This is a genomic window from Candidatus Nitrosotenuis cloacae (assembly GCF_000955905.1).
Classification (GTDB): Archaea; Thermoproteota; Nitrososphaeria; order Nitrososphaerales; family Nitrosopumilaceae; genus Nitrosotenuis; species Nitrosotenuis cloacae.
The window spans coordinates 963,956-981,388 of the sequence record NZ_CP011097.1 but is presented as its reverse complement, the minus strand read 5'-3'; the positions used below and the strand labels follow the sequence as shown (position 1 = coordinate 981,388).

21 protein-coding genes are annotated in these 17,433 nt (G+C 41.0%); 11 read left to right on the top strand and 10 right to left on the bottom strand.

Features of this window, described 5'->3' with window-relative positions; translation table 11 throughout:
* Positions 1–271: 271 nt before the first annotated feature.
* Both SU86_RS05595 and SU86_RS05590 read left to right on the top strand, forming a co-directional pair.
* Positions 272–2,410, top strand: coding sequence for a PKD domain-containing protein (locus tag SU86_RS05595; RefSeq protein ID WP_052755547.1), 2,139 nt, complete (start codon positions 272–274; stop codon positions 2,408–2,410).
* Between the two features lie 60 nt (positions 2,411–2,470).
* Entirely contained in the window at positions 2,471–3,130 is a 660-nt protein-coding gene (locus SU86_RS05590) for a hypothetical protein (RefSeq protein WP_048188075.1), read from the top strand.
* 157 nt (positions 3,131–3,287) lie between these two features.
* Here the strand turns inward: SU86_RS05590 and SU86_RS05585 are convergent, their stop codons facing one another.
* Positions 3,288–3,986: a PAC2 family protein gene (locus SU86_RS05585; RefSeq protein WP_048188074.1), complete on the bottom strand. Its 699-nt coding sequence runs from the start codon at positions 3,984–3,986 to the stop codon at positions 3,288–3,290.
* Positions 3,987–4,194: 208 nt separating this feature from the next.
* Here SU86_RS05585 and SU86_RS09495 point away from each other — a divergent pair, with 208 nt between their 5' ends.
* Entirely contained in the window at positions 4,195–7,206 is a 3,012-nt protein-coding gene (locus tag SU86_RS09495) for an SNF2-related protein (RefSeq protein WP_082096161.1), read from the top strand.
* On the opposite strand, the gene SU86_RS05575 is transcribed toward SU86_RS09495, so the two are convergent.
* Entirely contained in the window at positions 7,190–7,750 is a 561-nt protein-coding gene (locus SU86_RS05575) for a hypothetical protein (protein WP_052755544.1), read from the bottom strand. The genes SU86_RS09495 and SU86_RS05575 overlap by 17 nt on opposite strands.
* A gap of 73 nt (positions 7,751–7,823) precedes the next feature.
* Between SU86_RS05575 and SU86_RS05570 the strand changes: the two genes are divergently transcribed.
* Positions 7,824–8,075 (top strand): hypothetical protein, encoded by a 252-nt coding sequence (locus SU86_RS05570; protein ID WP_048188072.1) that lies wholly within the window; start codon positions 7,824–7,826, stop codon positions 8,073–8,075.
* Positions 8,076–8,096: 21 nt separating this feature from the next.
* Here SU86_RS05570 and SU86_RS09770 read toward each other — a convergent pair whose 3' ends face one another.
* The 4 genes from SU86_RS09770 to SU86_RS05550 form a co-directional block, all read right to left on the bottom strand.
* Positions 8,097–8,240, bottom strand: coding sequence for a DUF5679 domain-containing protein (locus SU86_RS09770; RefSeq protein ID WP_048189257.1), 144 nt, complete (start codon positions 8,238–8,240; stop codon positions 8,097–8,099).
* Positions 8,241–8,346: 106 nt separating this feature from the next.
* Positions 8,347–9,624: an MFS transporter gene (locus tag SU86_RS05560; protein ID WP_048188070.1), complete on the bottom strand. Its 1,278-nt coding sequence runs from the start codon at positions 9,622–9,624 to the stop codon at positions 8,347–8,349.
* Positions 9,625–9,661: 37 nt separating this feature from the next.
* Positions 9,662–10,087: a hypothetical protein gene (locus SU86_RS05555; RefSeq protein WP_052755542.1), complete on the bottom strand. Its 426-nt coding sequence runs from the start codon at positions 10,085–10,087 to the stop codon at positions 9,662–9,664.
* Between the two features lie 37 nt (positions 10,088–10,124).
* Positions 10,125–11,450, bottom strand: coding sequence for an HD domain-containing protein (locus SU86_RS05550; RefSeq protein ID WP_048188068.1), 1,326 nt, complete (start codon positions 11,448–11,450; stop codon positions 10,125–10,127).
* A 210-nt stretch (positions 11,451–11,660) separates the two neighbouring features.
* On the opposite strand from SU86_RS05550, the gene SU86_RS09620 reads away from it, so the two are divergent.
* Positions 11,661–11,867 carry a hypothetical protein gene (locus tag SU86_RS09620; protein WP_148550808.1) on the top strand — a complete coding sequence of 69 codons (207 nt, stop codon included), beginning with the start codon at positions 11,661–11,663 and terminating at the stop codon, positions 11,865–11,867.
* A 35-nt stretch (positions 11,868–11,902) separates the two neighbouring features.
* Positions 11,903–12,271 carry a hypothetical protein gene (locus SU86_RS05545; protein WP_052755539.1) on the top strand — a complete coding sequence of 123 codons (369 nt, stop codon included), beginning with the start codon at positions 11,903–11,905 and terminating at the stop codon, positions 12,269–12,271.
* Here SU86_RS05545 and SU86_RS10035 read toward each other — a convergent pair.
* Both SU86_RS10035 and SU86_RS05535 read right to left on the bottom strand, forming a co-directional pair.
* Positions 12,260–12,841 carry a DnaJ domain-containing protein gene (locus tag SU86_RS10035; protein WP_082096159.1) on the bottom strand — a complete coding sequence of 194 codons (582 nt, stop codon included), beginning with the start codon at positions 12,839–12,841 and terminating at the stop codon, positions 12,260–12,262. The two genes, SU86_RS05545 and SU86_RS10035, sit on opposite strands and share 12 nt — an antisense overlap.
* 38 nt (positions 12,842–12,879) lie before the next feature.
* Positions 12,880–13,323 (bottom strand): Lrp/AsnC family transcriptional regulator, encoded by a 444-nt coding sequence (locus SU86_RS05535; protein ID WP_048188066.1) that lies wholly within the window; start codon positions 13,321–13,323, stop codon positions 12,880–12,882.
* A 73-nt stretch (positions 13,324–13,396) separates the two neighbouring features.
* On the opposite strand from SU86_RS05535, the gene SU86_RS05530 reads away from it, so the two are divergent.
* A complete protein-coding gene (locus tag SU86_RS05530; protein WP_320408972.1) occupies positions 13,397–13,672 on the top strand; it encodes a hypothetical protein in 276 nt (91 codons plus the stop codon).
* On the opposite strand, the gene SU86_RS05525 is transcribed toward SU86_RS05530, so the two are convergent.
* Entirely contained in the window at positions 13,669–14,049 is a 381-nt protein-coding gene (locus tag SU86_RS05525; protein WP_048188064.1) for a response regulator, read from the bottom strand. The genes SU86_RS05530 and SU86_RS05525 overlap by 4 nt on opposite strands.
* A gap of 95 nt (positions 14,050–14,144) precedes the next feature.
* Between SU86_RS05525 and SU86_RS05520 the strand changes: the two genes are divergently transcribed.
* The 4 genes from SU86_RS05520 to SU86_RS05505 all read left to right on the top strand — a co-directional run bounded on the left by SU86_RS05520 (position 14,145) and on the right by SU86_RS05505 (position 16,882).
* Positions 14,145–14,369, top strand: a complete 225-nt coding sequence (locus SU86_RS05520; RefSeq protein ID WP_048188062.1) for a tetratricopeptide repeat protein — start codon at positions 14,145–14,147, stop codon at positions 14,367–14,369.
* Positions 14,370–14,477: 108 nt separating this feature from the next.
* The gene (locus SU86_RS05515) at positions 14,478–15,653 is read left to right on the top strand and encodes an NAD(P)-dependent malic enzyme (RefSeq protein WP_048188060.1); all 1,176 of its coding nucleotides are present in this window, start codon (positions 14,478–14,480) and stop codon (positions 15,651–15,653) included.
* Between the two features lie 134 nt (positions 15,654–15,787).
* Complete coding sequence (locus SU86_RS05510; RefSeq protein ID WP_048188058.1) at positions 15,788–15,979, top strand: hypothetical protein; 192 nt, start codon at positions 15,788–15,790, stop codon at positions 15,977–15,979.
* Positions 15,980–16,360: 381 nt separating this feature from the next.
* Positions 16,361–16,882 carry a tetratricopeptide repeat protein gene (locus SU86_RS05505; protein WP_236687666.1) on the top strand — a complete coding sequence of 174 codons (522 nt, stop codon included), beginning with the start codon at positions 16,361–16,363 and terminating at the stop codon, positions 16,880–16,882.
* Here the strand turns inward: SU86_RS05505 and SU86_RS05500 are convergent.
* Positions 16,855–17,433, bottom strand: a complete 579-nt coding sequence (locus SU86_RS05500) for a tetratricopeptide repeat protein (RefSeq protein ID WP_048188056.1) — start codon at positions 17,431–17,433, stop codon at positions 16,855–16,857. The two genes, SU86_RS05505 and SU86_RS05500, sit on opposite strands and share 28 nt — an antisense overlap.

Genomic DNA, 17,433 nt, shown 5'->3' with positions numbered 1-17,433 from the left:
TTTGGTTTTGTGTGATTTTTGTTAAAGCTCCAAAATCAACTTGTAACAAGTTTTAGATCAGTTATTTTTGAGCAGTTTTATGATCCTAGGACGAATTTTGATCGTTTTTGGGAAAACTGATCCAAAAGTATAAGATCAGATCAAAAGATCGACATCTGATCACATTTCGGACAGATCACAAAACAAATGATCTATAAACAAAAAATTGATCCAAAAAGTGTCCCGATTTGAACGAAAGCTTTTAATCGCCGTAATTTTTACGATAAAAACGTTGCAACTAAAATACTCCACTGTTTTGATGGCACTACTTGTTGTAAGCATGGTGGTTTCTCCAGCATTTGCTGCAGTCACACCATCTAAAGAAAACGTCCAAAACATTGCGAAATCCGGCGACTTTGTAACCTTGACTGGAGAAGGCATCGATCCTGATGATGACTCCCTGACAATCTCTTGGGCCCAAGTCGGCGGAGAAGAAGTAGAACTAACCCCATCAAACACCGTTGCAGAGCCAACCTTCAAAGCACCAGAAGTAGAAAATGGCAAAGTCAAAATTCTAACATTTGAATTAACAGTAGAAGATCCTTATGGTGAAATCGACACCGACCTAGTAAAAGTTACAATCATGCCAAGAAACCAACCGCCAACTGCAGATGCCGGTATGGACCAGACTGTAGAAAAAGGCGATGAAGTAACACTAGATGGTTCAGGCACAGACCCAGACGGAGACTTTCTCACATATCATTGGTCACAAATCGATGGCCCAGTAGTAGAACTGGATGACCCCTCATCACAAAACCCATCCTTTGACACATCCGGAGTAACTAGAAGTACCGGAATTTTCAGATTCCAATTATCAGTATTTGACGGCTTTGGCGGAATGGCCAGAGACACAGTAATTATAAAAATGACTGCAGGCAAACCGACACTAATTTCTGCTGCAGCAGGCCCTGATCAAATCGTAGATGAGGGGGAGACAGTCCAACTAGAAGGAGTATGTTCAGATAAACTAGACAGAGAGACAAACTACTCTTGGGTTCAAACACTTGGACCATTTGTAGAATTGTCATCAAACGCTGACCCAGACCCAACATTCACAGCACCAGAGATTCCAAATGGTTCTATTGTTCCAACTGCATTCAGACTTACATGTACCGTTGATGGCGGCGGAACAGCAACAGACGTAGTCATTGTTAGAGTTAGACCAATTAATGATGATCCACTAGCAGACGCAGGTCCAGACAAGAACACTGCATCAAATAGATTTGTATATCTTGCAGGCTCTGGCTCTGACCCAGACGGGGACATCATAAAGTACACCTGGAAACAAGTTGGCGGTGACGACGTAGTAATTGCACACCCAACAAGCCCTGAGGCAAGATTCAAGGCACCAGAGGTTTCAGGTGGCGCATCGACCGAATTAGAATTTGAATTAACCGTTACCGATCCATATGGCGGTGAAGACACCGACACTATGATGGTAACCGTAGTATCTGATAATGTTAGAGCATCAGCAGACGCTGGCTCTGACCAAGTAGTAGATGAGCAAACCGAAGTCACACTAGCAGGCTCTGGCTCTGACCCAGACAGCGAAGAGATCACCTTCTCTTGGAAACAAGTAGGTGGAGAAGCAGTAGAGTTGTCATCAACAGATGAGGCAGAACCAACCTTTACTGCACCAGTAGTCGCAAACGGCAAAGTCAAGATTCTTGTCTTTGAGCTACGTGTAGCAGATGAAAATGGCTTCCCAACCAAGGATGTAGCCAAAGTCACAGTATTACCAGTAAACACACCACCAGTAGTTGACGCAGGTGAAGACCAAGAAGTCGACATTGGTGCAACAGTATCACTAGCAGGAAGTGCATCTGATGATGATGAAGAACCACTCACCTATCTGTGGAACCAAATCTCTGGCAACACAGTTGAGTTATCTACATCAACTGACCTAGAGACCTCATTTGTGGCACCAAAGGTGGAGGTTGACACAGTACTAACATTCCAATTAATTGCAAATGACGGACAAGAAGACAGCGAACCAGACACAGTAGATGTTGTGGTAAAAGGCACACTAGCAAAGGCAATCACTGCATATGCTGGCAAAGACCAACGAGTACCAGAACACTCTGATGTGACTCTGTTTGGCTCCGGCAAGGATCCACTAAAGAACGTGCTATCCTACAACTGGAGACAAGTAGGCGGTGAATCTGTAGAATTATCTGCAGCAGACATTGCCAAGCCATCATTTGTGGCACCAGAAGTAGCAAACGGTGAAACAAAGACACTAACCTTTGAAATCACCGTAAGCGATGGAACTGGCAGAACTGCAAAGGACAGTGTAACTGTAATTGTTGAGCCAATCAACGGCGCACCAACTGCAATTGCCAAAGTCAAGACAGTAAGAGAAGCACAATAATTCTCTTTTTCAATTTTACATCAAATTCATAAACCTACCACACCATACAATCAGTGAATTTTGGATTTAGAGAAATTTCAGGACGACGTCTACACCATAACAAACCGTCTTGCACAAAACCTCAACAAAGATGACGTCCCAAAACTAAACTTTGTCAGACAACGACTAATAGAACTATATCAGCAAAACTTGGTCAAAATCAACCACTCTGTTTTGGAACTAATATGTGCTGCAAACCTGGTAGCAAAGGGATTTGCAGTCGATGTTGAAAAACCACTGACCAACTCGTTGGTATGTGATCTATATGGGAAAAAAGACAACAAAACCGTAATAGTAGAAATAGAGACTGGCTTTACGCCACCAGAACATGCACTGGATACAATCGACTATTACGTATCCCGAATAATCAGCAAGATTGCGCGATACTCTAAATATTGCGACGAGTTCTCACTGGCGACACCGGTAATTGGCATGCTTCCAATCCACAAAGTATTTCTGAATTTGCCCTCGCAAAGACCACAATCAGAAATAAAAAAGATAAAATCATTCTGTGATGGGTTTTACAAAAATCCACCAATTGAGCATGATGATATTGCAAATGCCAAGCTTGACTCGATTTATCTGATAAATATAGACAAGGGCTTTGCAAAGGAAATCAACCCATCCACATATTATTCCCTTACTGCGTCTATTTTGGAAAAAAGCGAAATTGATTTGTGACGCAGTGCTAAAATATGACCGACACCAACCCTACATCAAAGATGATCTGTTCTAGCTGTGAGAAACACAAGCACTATGAATGCATTGACTGCCAAAACAACCATAAAACTGAGCTGTGCACGTGTGATTGCCACCTAAATTCTGAGATGCACAAGCACTAGTAGTCCACTTTCCAGTCGGATCGAAGCTTTTTCTCAACATCGCTTGCCAGCACATCCAGTTCCTGAGTCGAGCCAAAGTTCTGGTATGTGAGCTTTTCCAGTGTTTTGATGACGCTTTTTGCGGATCGGTACTGGGGAATCGATGGCTCATTTATCTCGCCGTATAACCCGATGCCGTAAATGTTGTTTAGCTTGGCATATCCTAGGATTAACCCATTAAATCCAGTGATGACTGATCTGGTTGGCGTCATGGATACATCGAGTTTTTCTAATTGCTTTGATAATTCCTGTGAAGTTGTGGTGATGTAGGCCTTTGGTTCATCTTGGATTATCTTGGATGTATGGAATCCGCCAACTGTATAGATGAATTTTACCTCATATTTTTTTGCCACATTAATGACATCTTGGCATAGCTCGTGTAGTTCTTCGGATGTTTTTGGTTGTCCTGCACCGCCTCCAAAGATTATCAGATTTTTGCTATATCTATAATCCCAGCATTCCTTTGGGATCTCAATGTGGCCGCCCTTGTCCAACACATATGATAGCTCGGTTGACTCTGCACGTCTGAACGGTGACGTTTTTTTTGATTTGTTCAAAAAATCAATTACAATGTTTCCGACATTTCCCATGTCTTGGAGCGCTGCAATGATCAATGGTTTTTCTACTGCAGGCTCGGAGCTTTGTGTGAACTTCAATAGCTTGCTTGTGTGTACAGTTGATTAAAACTTTGGCAAAGACTGGTTTAATCTTGGAATAATAATCAAAACCATTCTTTTTTGTGTAAAATTAATTGTATCATGTGTGGAATTGACAAATTATTTTGCAAAACCATGCTTAATCGTCGATCATCTAACTGAAGATTCATAAAGGAAAAAAACAACCCAACGGGGATCGACAAGGCCTATGACTAATTTTGGTACTCTAGAATATGTAATGGACAAGTTTTCTGGCACATGGAGCTGGAAGGTAACAGGCGAGCGGGCAGTTGCCATGGTGTCTCGTATAATACCCCAGTCATGGTACGGGGATGGCGAGTATGAGGCAATAGTTCCAGACGATCCAAAAAATGTGGCCCAAATAAAATGGATTATGGACAGATACCCACTCGAAATATTATCAAAAAATGTCTGGCAGAAAAAACTTCCACCATCTGCCAAGGTTGTCCCAAAAAAACCAAAGAAAACAGAACGATTACAACTGGCAAATCCCGGCAAACAGTTCAAGGGAAATCTACTTAATTTTCAGCGAGAGGGCCTTGACTTTTTGCTAAAATCTGCAGGAAACGCATTGCTTGCAGACGAAATGGGTTTGGGAAAATGCGTAATGGGAGATTCCATAATACAAACCGACTCTGGCCAGATACAAATCCAAGATTTATGGAATGATTCCATCATAACTGAGAAAAATGGCAATGAATCATGGGCAAAACTGAATCATCCTATTATGGTTCAGACATTTAATGGCAAAAAAATCACCACAAAAAAAGTCGACAAGATATTTCAGCAAAAGATCAACGAAAACATTATCACACTTACACTTTGGGACGGCTCTATAGTAGAATGCACAAAACGTCACCAATTTCTGACTGTGGATGGGTGGAAAAAAGCAGGAGAATTAGAATTAGATGACAAGGTTGCAGTTCCATCACAAACCATACATGTGGCAAAAAATGATCTTGCTCCTGAATTAGCAGAACTAATGGCTTGGCAGCTTGCTGAAGGCTACGAGTACTTTGAGGGCAAGTATGCTCATGGGCGATTCTACAACTCTGATGATCTTACTCTGAGAAGAGTAATTGATCTGGCACACAAAAATGACATATCCTTACTGCCTGCAAAAAAAGAAAAAACTACATCTGTAATTCACACTACAAAACTTTGCAAATTATTCACAAAATGGGGCTATTCTTGGGGAAACAAATCCTCTGGAAAAATCATCCCACAATGCATCTTTGAATCTTCACTGGAATCACAAAAAGCATTTGTCCAAGCAATGTTTGATGCGGAAGGACATGTGGGTAAAACTCATTGTGAGTTTGTCACTGCAAGCCATAGCATAGCATACGGCATGAGAAACGTTTTGCGTCATTTTGGTGTGTGGGTTAGAATCCGAATAGCAATGAAGGCTGCAAGTAATGGCACCAATATCAAAAGACCGTACTATGTGTGTACTTTTGGTGGAAACTCTATTGAGAGATTTGTTACACAATTCAAACTTTTGACTCCAAGAAAACAATATGCACTGGAAGAGCTTGCAAAAAAGACACACAATACCAACATTGAAGGAATTCCATCCCAAAAAATAGTTCAGAAAATTGCAAATTCTGGAATCTCACTTCGATCCTTGAATCTCTTTACTCCATACAAATACACACAGGGAATGAGCAAGAGTTTGGCATATCTTGTAATTGACAAGCTCGAATCTGCAAACCAAACCCTACTTGCGGATGAGCTGCGACAAATCGCAATAGAATCAATCAATTGGTGCAAAATAAAATCAATTACAACCAAAAATCACGATGGATTTGTATATGATCTGTCTGTTCCCCAGACACACAATTACATCGTAAATGGGATCATCTCCCATAATACGGTCCAATCATTATCATATTTGGCATCAGAAAAAAACGCGTTTCCCGTTCTGATAGTGGCACCGCTAGTTACATTACAGAACTGGCAGCGAGAAATTGAAAAATTCATGATGCGAAAAAGTAGAAACGGCAGACTAGTTGAGGACCAACCGCCAACATCCACTATTATTCGGGTTGGAAAATCAGAAGACCTTGGCAAATATGATTTTTACATCATAAACTACGAGTTATTATTCAAACGCTACAAGGACTTGGCAAAACTAAACCTTAGAGCCATTGTATGCGATGAGGTGCAAAACCTACGATCAAAGACCACCCAAAAATATCACGCAATCAAAAAACTCGCAGCACTAGAATCTGTAAGATATCGAGTTGGATTGTCCGGCACTCCAATCTATAATCGAGGCTCGGAGATTTGGCCAATTGTGGATATTTTGAGGCCTGGCCTTTTGGGCAGTTTCAGGGAGTTTTGCGAATATTTCTGCTATATCAACGAAAAAGGAAAGGCAATCGTATTGGAAAACAAACGTGAATCTCTCCGAAACATGCTTCAAAAACATGTGATGCTTAGGCGCAAAAAAAGCGATGTACTATCTGAGCTAAAAGAGAAAATCCGCTACAAGGAAATCATCGATTCTGATATCAACTACTATAACAAAGAACTGGAGCGAATCTGGAAAAAACTAGAAGACGAACGCAAAGAGGCGCAAACCGCATTTGATGCATCATCTGCATATCAGAGAGCCATACAAAGTGAAAGGCAGGCGGCAGGTGCGGCAAAACTACCACACGTGATCAACTTTGTCAAAAACATAATGGAAATCGAGGAAAGTGTAGTTGTGTTTTGTCACCACAAATCCATTCACTCCTTACTGCATGAGAGTCTATCCGAGTTCAAGCCCGCCTCTATAATTGGCGGACAATCAGACAAACAAAGACAAGATAGCATTGATGCATTCCAGGGTGGCCAAACCAAACTGATGATTGCAGGACTTCGTGCAGGAAACGTCGGAATCAACCTGACTCGTGCAAAATATGTAATATTTGCAGAGCTGGACTGGAGTCCGGCCATCCACCTGCAGGCAGAGGACAGACTTCACCGAATCGGCCAAAAAAATACCGTCTTTGCGTATTATCTGATTGGAAATGGAACACTGGATGAGCATGTAGCGCGAGTTTTGGTGGATAAAAGCTATGAAATCGATGCAATCATGGACAACAAGGTTGAGTCATTTGAGAACAAGGAAAAAGCAGAACTCATACTGGCACAAATTCAGGACAAGGTAAAGTCCATACTTCGCGCAATGCCTAGTCCAGCTCAGTAGATACTTTTCTTAGCTTTTCTATGATTTCAGTGACTTTGGAATTATCCATACTTGATGATTTGGTGTAAATCTCATCTAGTAATTTTTTTAATTGCAGTCTTTGCGAGTCCTGACTGGCACATTCAATTCCTTCTTGGGTTATCTCGCAGACTCGGATTATTTTGTCGTCTTTGTTTATTGTGACGTGTATCAGCAGGCCTTGTGATCTTAGCTTTTCGGCTTCGGATAATATGGTATTGTATGATTCTAGTAAATATTTTGCAATGTCCGATTCCTCAAATGATTTCACCTCTAATAGTCTTAGAATTCTTGTTTGGAGTGGTGTGTCCTTTGACCAAAAAATGTTTTTGGCAGAATCAGTGAGGGCGAACCTTTCCCCAGCAAGACTAAGTAGATTTTTTTCCTTAAGATGTGCTATTTTGTCCAGCGTTCTTCCAACTCCCAAATATGCCAGGTCTGATCCTGCCAGATCTTGTTCATTGAATGAACCGTTTTTTGTCATGCCCAAGTGCAAAAACGCCAAATCAATCTGGTCTAGCTTCATTGATATTTGTATGGCTATCCAAAATAAAATCGATTCAAAATACTATTTATAGAAATTTTTACAAAAAACATCCATGGACTTTATGCTGGAAGAGGAAATGATTGATCTGCTGACGTTTTGTCTTCAAAACCCGGCCTCGCCTGATCTTGCAGCAAAAAAATCAAGAATAACTGAGATAGGCCATGAACTATACTCTGATGGTGGGGCAGATGCACTAGAAAACATGTTTTTTGCCCTCAAAAACCGAATCACCGAAGAAATAGGAATAGATCCTAGCCCGCTAAAATCACTGTGGAATGGGCTAACTCCAGAATGGAACTATTGATTGAAAAAAGATAGAAAAGGCTTATGCCTTTCCGATTCTAAATATAGCTGTTGAACATGACGGACATGTTCCTTTTGTCGCTGGCTTGCCGTTCTTCATTGTAACCGGCTTTGAGCCTGCCATTTCTCGTTTTGCTCTGCATTTTACGCAATAGCCTATCATGATAATCACAGATGTGCAGTTCTTCTATTAGCGGAAGGCTGTAAAAATTATTTAACAGAATAGTGGAGTGGTGATCTTGCTTTCACTGATCATTTGGAAGCAATGCTTATCAAGTCAGCTCATAGTCCTTGGTCTCTTTGCTCAGTATGGTGGGTATGATAACAATGATTGCGCCAATCATCACATTAATTCCAAGCATTACTGGAATCACTTGGCTTGGTGCACTATTCATTAAATGTAATGCAATTAGTGGTGACCATGATCCAAAGATCAATCCTGCATTGTATGAAAATCCGGCCGCACTGTTTCTCATAGTGGTTGGGAATCGCTCTGAGAAAAATGCGGGAATTGGGCCTGATGCGGTAGATATGATTACAGCATATGATATTGTGAAGAAAAATAACAAGTATGTTTTTTGCAAGATAATTCCAGCAAGTGGGATGATTACTATGATGGATGAGATACAAAATATGATGATTGCCTTTTTTCTACCAATTTTTTGTGACAACCAGCCAGTAAAAATCATACCAAGCCAGGATGATGCTGTGGCGCAAATCATGACTAGTGCAATTTCTCCTTTATCAAATCCTCCAAACTGCTGAAGATAAGTCGGCAAAATGCTGATAGAGCCATGGTACATGTAGACCAGCCCGGTCATTATGGCTGCGCACAAAAAGAACTCTTTTTTGTGCTCACCTGATATTATTTTTCTAAGTGGGGATCGCTCTAGGCTTTTTTTGTTGTTTTTTTCCAACCATAATGGGGATTCGTCCATGCTAAACCTCACAAAAAGCGCCACAAAGCCTGGAATTATTCCGCTGAAAAACAAGATCCTCCAGCCCCATTCCTCAAAGGCCTGACCTGGAAATGTTATGGTGATGATTTGAAATGCGATTGCCGCAAGCAAAAACCCAAATGAAAACCCACTCTGTAAAAATCCTGACACTAGTCCGCGCTTTTGTTTTTGGACGCTCTCTATTGTGAGCACTGCGCCACTACCCCACTCACCACCTGCAAAGATTCCCTGGATTAATCTGACCATAATTAGTAAAATTGGCGCCAAGATTCCTATTGCGGCATATGTTGGAAGCAATCCGACTGCAAATGTTGCAATCGAAAATCCCAAGATTGTAATAATCATTGATTTTTTTCTGCCAAACTTGTCACCATAGATTCCAAAAATTACGGAACCCAACGGCCTCATTATCAAAGTTACGGTATATGATGCAAATGTCGCAATGATGCTAAATGCCGGGTTTTCAGATGGAAAGAACAACTGTGAAATTGATGGAATAACTAACAACATCAATACAATATCGTATCCATCCAGCGACCATCCCAAAAATGATCCAAACGCAATTTTTTTCTGCTGGGTTGTAAGACTCACTGGTTTGGAATCGCACCAGTACTATTTAGTTGTAAAATCAACTCACTGTGATCTTGTATGATATTGGAACAGCTAGTGCATTTGCATCCTTTATTGAATCCCAGACGTACATGTTTGCAACATATGATCCCGGCCTGTTTGGGGTCCAAGATATTGCTGGCGATAGGGTTTGGCCGGCATTTAGCGATGCTGAAATCCAGGTCAGCTTGTGTGTTACACCATTACTTCCTTCAATCTGTACAATATAGACAAAGACCTGAGGTGTGGTTTGCTTGTTTGCCACATCTGCTGAAATCTGGACCTGCTGATGCGTATTGACGTTTTGTGATACTGTCTCACCAAACGAGTTTGCCAGGCGTGGATTTTTGATTTCTGCACGCTGGGTTCCCTCCAGGGCAAACGCACTGGATAGCGAGGCTGAAAACAAAACGCACACTGCAAAAATGGCAGCTACTCTTAGCACGAAACAATACAAAAACATACAGTACTAAAGAGTTTGCCTATAATTCGATTCTGTAATAGTCCCAGCGCTCGGGATCGAACTTGGTTACAAACTCTGCCTTTTCATTTCCTTCGATTCTTCTTTGTATTACATCCCTTAGAGCAAAGCTGGTCAGATACTGATAGTTCATAGAATGAGCCTGCATTGTAAACAAATGTCGCATCTCGCTTCCACCCTGCAAGCCCCAATAACCCATCTTTAGTGCGATTGGCTCCAAAAATACGGTATTATGCTTACCAAAGTGTTCATCAACAATTTCTGCTCTTAGCGAATAACTTTCCAATGGTCCGCCCTTGGCAAAACCAATGATTGGACCATCGGAGCTGCCAACCCTTAGAGTGTTCAGTATGGTTTTTGGGTCTTGTACTGTTTTAACAAAACTCTCTCGGTTTATCTGGAGTGGTGTTGGCAGTTCATTGAATATCTCAAAGAGTGCTCCTTGGAACTCTACATCTATTCTTGAGCGCATTGATTCTATTTTTGGAACAAGCCTTAGATTCTCATACAGATAATCGGATTGAACCTTGATCTCTTGTTGTCGTAGATTCAAAAATCCAGTTACCGTGTCCATAAAGTTTTTTCTCATATCTTTTGGTAGTGCACGCAAAACAGTATCGCACATTTCTGCTTCTTCATTTAGCAGATCCTCAAAATAGCCAACAGCGCGTCTGACAATATATGATGGATGCCATGCCAGGGCATGCGCATTTTTCTTTGCCATGTCCATTGCCTTTGTAAAGTCCCCCAATGCATATCCGCTCACTCGATCGATTACCGATAGTAGCCAGCCCAGTCGCATGTAATAGTCCTGTGTTTCTTGGTTGTTCTTTGTGATTGGAGAATTGGCAAAGCACTCTATGATTTGTTCTTCTGCGTGTTCTTTGTAGTGGCCAATCCATGGATATGTGGTTCTTAAAATCAAGACCTTGATGACATCAATGTCCAGGTTTGCGTCTTGGCATAGTTGTCTTACGTTTTGATCATGCGTCAAAAATCTAATGACATTGTCCTCGTGTGGCTTGTCTACACTTTTTTGAGGATCAAAATCATGAAACAGAGCAGCTGCATAAAGATACTTGAAGTCTTCCTCTCGGATGTTATTAAGAATGCTTTTCCATTTCAGCACAATCAGCGAGACATAGGTTACCTCTAGCTCATGTGTGATGTTGTGGTACCCATAGTACTCCTTGCCCAGACCCTGACTCTCAAAGAGTTTGATGGTATAGTCTAGCATCTTGGTATAACAAGGGCTGTCCAAACCGCACGATACTGCCAGATTTAGAATTTCACTGCGTAATGTCTGTGGGTTTGCAAACAGCTGCATTAGCGTATTGATGGACCTGACAGTTTTAAATCTGTAGCTAGAAAACTCTTGTAATAATTATAATATTTTGTATAGATCTTTCAAAATGGTTTAGGGCTACCAGAGTCTGGTTTGATTTGGAGTACTGTGTGTCTTTTTGTTGCAAACACTGCTTTTGATTGCGTGCACACACACATAGTCATGTACTGAATGTTGGAATCGTTTAGTATAATGAGTGCAAAACAAAGCCACGCCAAAATAAAATCTTCGATTATGAATATCCTCGATGAGGGAATAACGGAAAAGACCAAGATCTACAAAAAACTACAATCCGAGTTTGGCATATCCCAGTCCGAGGCAAGACTTGCGTGCAAACAGGTCAAAATAGATTTGATGCTAAAGCTTAGGGCTTTACAGTCAGGAATGGTTGAATTCTAAAGATTCAATTACAATTTTTTCCTCTTTTTATTATATTGAATAAGGAATTCCTTTTGGGACTGGTAAAGGAGAAAAACATCATACAATCTGTGATAATTCAGGACAAGACATTTGCCGTGGATAATTCCGAGATAACCTACTCTGATGTTCCAGTGAATAGGCCTACAACTCGTGGTGGAGTGTATCACACCGACACGATGGCATTCAAGGCCCGCACTACAATCTCAGATCATTCCATATCAGCGGTACTATCAAAAGCAATGCTTGGACCAAACCAAGAATTTGCACAAATCGAGGTTGTCATAAATAATACAATACGAATATTTGCAAATCTGACAAACTATGTGCAAAAAAGCACAGGATATGATCTGAGTTTGATACTGGTAGATACACTACCCAAATGATGCCTTGTAGTACTTGTCGTATTCCGCCCTGGTCTCTGCATCGGATAGTGTGTCATATGCTTCGTTGATCTCTGCAAACCTTTCTGCACTGCCTTGGTCCTTGGTTCTGTCTGGGTGGTGCTCCTTTGCAAGCTGTCTGAACTTTGATTTTATTTCTTCTTGGGTTGCGTCTTGTGATACCCCTAGTACATGATAATAGTTTGGCAGGCTGGAATCCTGCATCATTTTGCGAAACTCTTGGGATTCCTTTGATTTTTTTCGTTCGCCAAAAAAGTCCTCATCTTCGGTGTTCCACTCTGAGTGATATTTCTCATAGTCGCGGTCTTTCTTGGACTCGAACTCTTTTTTCTCATATTCTGATTTTTTTCGTAATATTGTATCGCGTGCCAAATACAGAAACAAAATCACGACAGCTACGGCAATGCCAATCATCGCAAGCTTGACATCCTCTGGATTGTAGTATTCTGATATCTCTTCAGATCCTCTGGGTTTTTCCAGGATGGTTGGTTGCTGGCCGTATGATAATATCGGTATTAGCAATAATGCCAGAATCCAAAGGTGTTTCATCATACTCTGGTGGTTTTTATCAAAATTTTATTAATATTGCTTCAGACCAGTCTAAAGTCTTCCTTTACCGTATTTAGGACAATATTGGTGATGGTCTTATCCACATTTGGCTTGGACGATAACGTCTTGACAAATTTGCTCAGCTCGTCCCTATTTTTGAACTTGGCAACAATTACCGTATCTGACTCGCCGGTCACATCATACACGGCGCAGACATTCTCAAGGCCCGCAATATCGTGCTCGATTTCGACCATTTTGCCCTTTTTGGTAAAGACCTCAATTATTGCAGTGAGGTCATATCCAAGTTTTTCATGGTCTATTATTGCAGTATACCCCCTGACTATCTTTTCCTGCTCCATCTTTTTGATTCTGGTTAGGATGGTAACAGTTGACATGCCAAGTTTGAGTGCCAGCTGTCTTGAGGACAATCGGGCATCAACTAGAAGATTTTTGAGAATCTTTACGTCTGTTTTATCTAGGATCATTCCAGTATAATATCTGCTTTACAAATATTAAAGGTTGTCTTGATTTTTTAAAAACATTTACAGATTTTGTGTGATGTATGATAAATCCATCCAAGCGTATTCTAGTATGATGATAGAGTCACGATTTGACTTTAACAAATTGTATGGCAGAATAGTCAGGTATTATCTGGACAAAAAACACTATCCAAAGGAGATGGCAAACCAAATTGCACAAAGGGTGGTACAAAAAGAGATCAAGGCAAGAACCTGCGAGAACTCGTCCTGCGGACATTTATTGCATGATCACCTAAGAAACTACGAGTCGTGCCTTGTAGCCAAATGCGGTTGTGAGAAATTTACAAAATCCTAATTCTGGATTTTCTGTACAAATGCATTCAGTGAGAATGGTTTTTGCAGATATTGCACCTTGTTTTCTAGGTTCTTGCTATCTGAGCTTCCGCTTAATGCGTATGCTGATGCAAAGATTATCTTTTGAGTCGGCTTGACACTTAGAATTTCGCTTGCCACATCAGAGCCGCTTTTCTTTGGCATGGACTGGTCCAACACCACAACATCAAATGGGTTTTGGTCCAGCGAGTCAAACTCGGTCTTTTTTAGCTGGTCTTGGTAGGCTTGGAGGCATTCGGTTCCGTCTCTGGTTATTGTAATGCTGTGACCGTATTTTTTTAGAATTCTGTCATATTGGGTTGCGGTAAACTGGTTGTCCTCTGCGATTAGTATGTTCAATTTGATTTTGGATGATGTGGATGGGGCATTAACACTCGTGTGTTCTGTTTAAACAGACACGAAAGCAACAAAAGCCTTGGACTGGTATAATATCCATGGATGTTCCGGGACTACTCCAAAAGGGAAAAGACTTGCTGTATGAGGGCAACTTTGATGATGCGTTATCGTACTTTGAGCAGGCGTTGGTCTTGGAGCCAAAAAACCACGACATTTGGAACCAAAAAGGAGTGGCGCTAAGAAGCCTTGGAAGATACGATGATGCGCTGGAATGCTTTAATCGTGCACTAGAGTTGGATCCTGCAGACAAGACTGCTTCCTGACAGAATATCGATGCCTACAATCGTAATCTGTTAAAAAAGTTTGATGGTTAAAGACTTGAGAATTCACCCATAGGGTGAACTCGAGCAAATGTCTAATCATTCTGTAAAATGAGAAAAAAGGATCTGGCAGAAAATGCTATTTCACTGCACCAAAAATTAAGGGGCAAGATAGCAATTCAGAGCAAACTCACGAATCTAAGACCCAGTGATCTGCAATTGATCTACACGCCTGGTGTTGCAGAGGTGTGCAAAAAGATCCACTCTGTACCGTCTACAAAATTTGTACTCACATCAAAATCAAACAATGTGGCAATCATAACCGATGGAACGCGAATTCTTGGGTTGGGTGACATTGGACCAGATGCTGCATTGCCTGTTATGGAGGGCAAATCGGTGATTTATCGGCATTTTGGAGCAATAAGTGCATTTCCGATTTGCTTGAGCACCACAAAAAAATCCGAAATAGTAAAAACAATTCTATCCATAGAGCCAGTTTTTGGAGCAATCAATCTGGAAGACATTGAATTTCCAAAAGTACTTGACATATCAATTGAGCTCGAAAAAAGACTTGCCATTCCTGTTTTCCATGATGATCGTCATGGCACGGCAGTTGTCGCATTGGCTGCTTTGATAAATGCGCTAAAGTTGACAAAACAATCCCTGTCATCCGTCAAGATTGTGGTTGCTGGTGCTGGCTCTGCTGGCTATGGAATCTCATCGTTGTTATCTTATGCTGGATGCAAAAACATTCTAGTAGTTGACTCTGGCGGAGCAATCTACAAAGGCAGAACGGAAAACATGAATAAATACAAAAAAGAGATTTCCACAGTTACAAATCCATCAAAACAAAAAGGAACTCTATCTGATGTGATGATAAATTCCGACGTATTCATCGGAGTTTCTGGGCAAAAAAACTTGGTGAGTGGTACCATGATACAAAGCATGGGCAAAAATCCCATAGTACTTGCCCTGACCAACCCTGACCCTGAGATAGCGCCAAATATTGCAAAAAAAGCCGGTGCAAAAATAGTTGGCACTGGAAGCTACGAGTTTGAAAACAAGGTAAACAATGCTGTGGTGTTTCCATATCTGATGAGGGCTATTTTGGATCTGGGAATCAAAAAAATCACCAACAAACTACTCTATTTGAGCGCACTTGCAATCGCAAACACCATTCCAAAAAACGATCTTGATGTATCTCACATAATTCCTGAGCTTGGCAACAAAAAACTACAAAAAAACATTATGCATATTCTGAAAAGCAAATACAAAAAACATGCCTAGAATTTTACTATACATTCTTGATATCCTCTAGTAGATCCATCTGAGTGATTGTTTGTTTGATCTTAACAGGCAAATCAATATTGGGTAAAAACACCTAGTTAGGCCTATGCCGTACAACATTGGAGTGAGACACATTGAACATCTATGATACCAAGCAGATTCATTGCTCAAACTGTGATGCCCCAATAGGTGAGGTGGCATACGATGCCGAGATCATTTCCCCACGGTGCGGCATTTGCGTGGAATTGCTTCCAAAACACGCAGACAAACTTCCATCAATAAACGATCTCCCAAACGACGAGCCGCTGACCATATTATCAGTGTAGCTTGATGCTAAACGCATTGAATGATGAAAATGCTTGGGTTGTTTTTCAAACCCAAGTTAGTATCAAAGATACTGACAAGGCTATGAGGAAACTAAAAATCACTAGTTAAAATATTTTTGGAACAACTGTCATCGTGCAATGGCTTACGTAAAGGAATCTAGCACTCGGTTGTCATTTTGCTCTATTATTTTATGAGTCCTCTCAATGTGAGCGTTTAATCCAATGACAGAATAGAAATCGAGATTGCCCTTTGCACATCGATTGGACATGGAATGACTATGGGTGTTTTGGATAAAACGGAATTGATGCAAACACAGCTAACTCACACTTGATGGTTTACGCAGCAATAACTAGATCTGCAATCAATCCATAGCAAGACTAATGTCTATACTAGTACAAGTAAATCCATTGAAGGATTTGGAAAAAATGCTAAACCAGGCAACGGAGCTATGCCTTGAGGGCGAATTCAAAGAGGCAATCACGTTATATGACAAAATTTTATCCACAAATCCTGAACATCTGGATGCACTAATCGACAAGGGAGTTGCACTGCAAAACCTCGGCAAATTCAAATTGGCACTAAAGTGCTTCCAGCAAGCAACCGAACTCAGTCCAGAAAATGTCACTGCCCTGCTAAATGAGGGCACGGCATTGCATGGTTTGGGAAAATTTGATGATGCCATCATAAGATATGAGAAAGCATTATTTTTGGATGACAAGTGCGCAATGGCGCTTGCCTACAAGGGTCTGTCGCTTGGCGAAAAGGGGATGATCTCCGACGCTTTGGACTGCTTCAAGCAAGCCCTGGCAATTGATGACACCTATGACATGGCGCAAATCAGCAAAGATGTTGCTGAAAAGTTGCTCAAGGAATCTCAGGATACGATTCGTAAAAAGTCTTGAGTGGCATTGTTGATAAAAGCACTATGTGTTTTGGCCTTTATCTTCATTTTCTGATCAGACATAATGGATTGATTTAGTGTGGAAAGAAATTCCCGGTTTGATTTTGCCTGGGCTACTGCTTTGTCAAACAGAACTTCAGCATTTTGCGGATAATCACTCAGTATAACATCACAGCATTCTATTGCACCGGAATAATCTCCAACAGATGAGAGAATTCTTTCTTTATGATATAGAATAATGTTGTTGTGTGGTTCTTCGCTGAGGATCTGGTTGCAATGGTCTAGTGCTAGATCGTAGGATTTGAGCTTGCGTAAGGAGGAGATCTTGTTGGTCAGTATGGTTTTTTCATTTGGGTGTTTTTGCAATGCCAGATCATAGCATGATATTGCGTCTTGGTGTTGTTTGAGCTTGGATAATGCGTATCCTTTGTTGTTTAGCGCATTCAAATTGTCTGGGGTTTTTTCCAGGACTTGGTCATACAGTGTGATGGACTCGGCAAATCTTTTTGCCAAAAATAACTGGTTTGCCCTTTCTATGATGTCTTCTGGCAT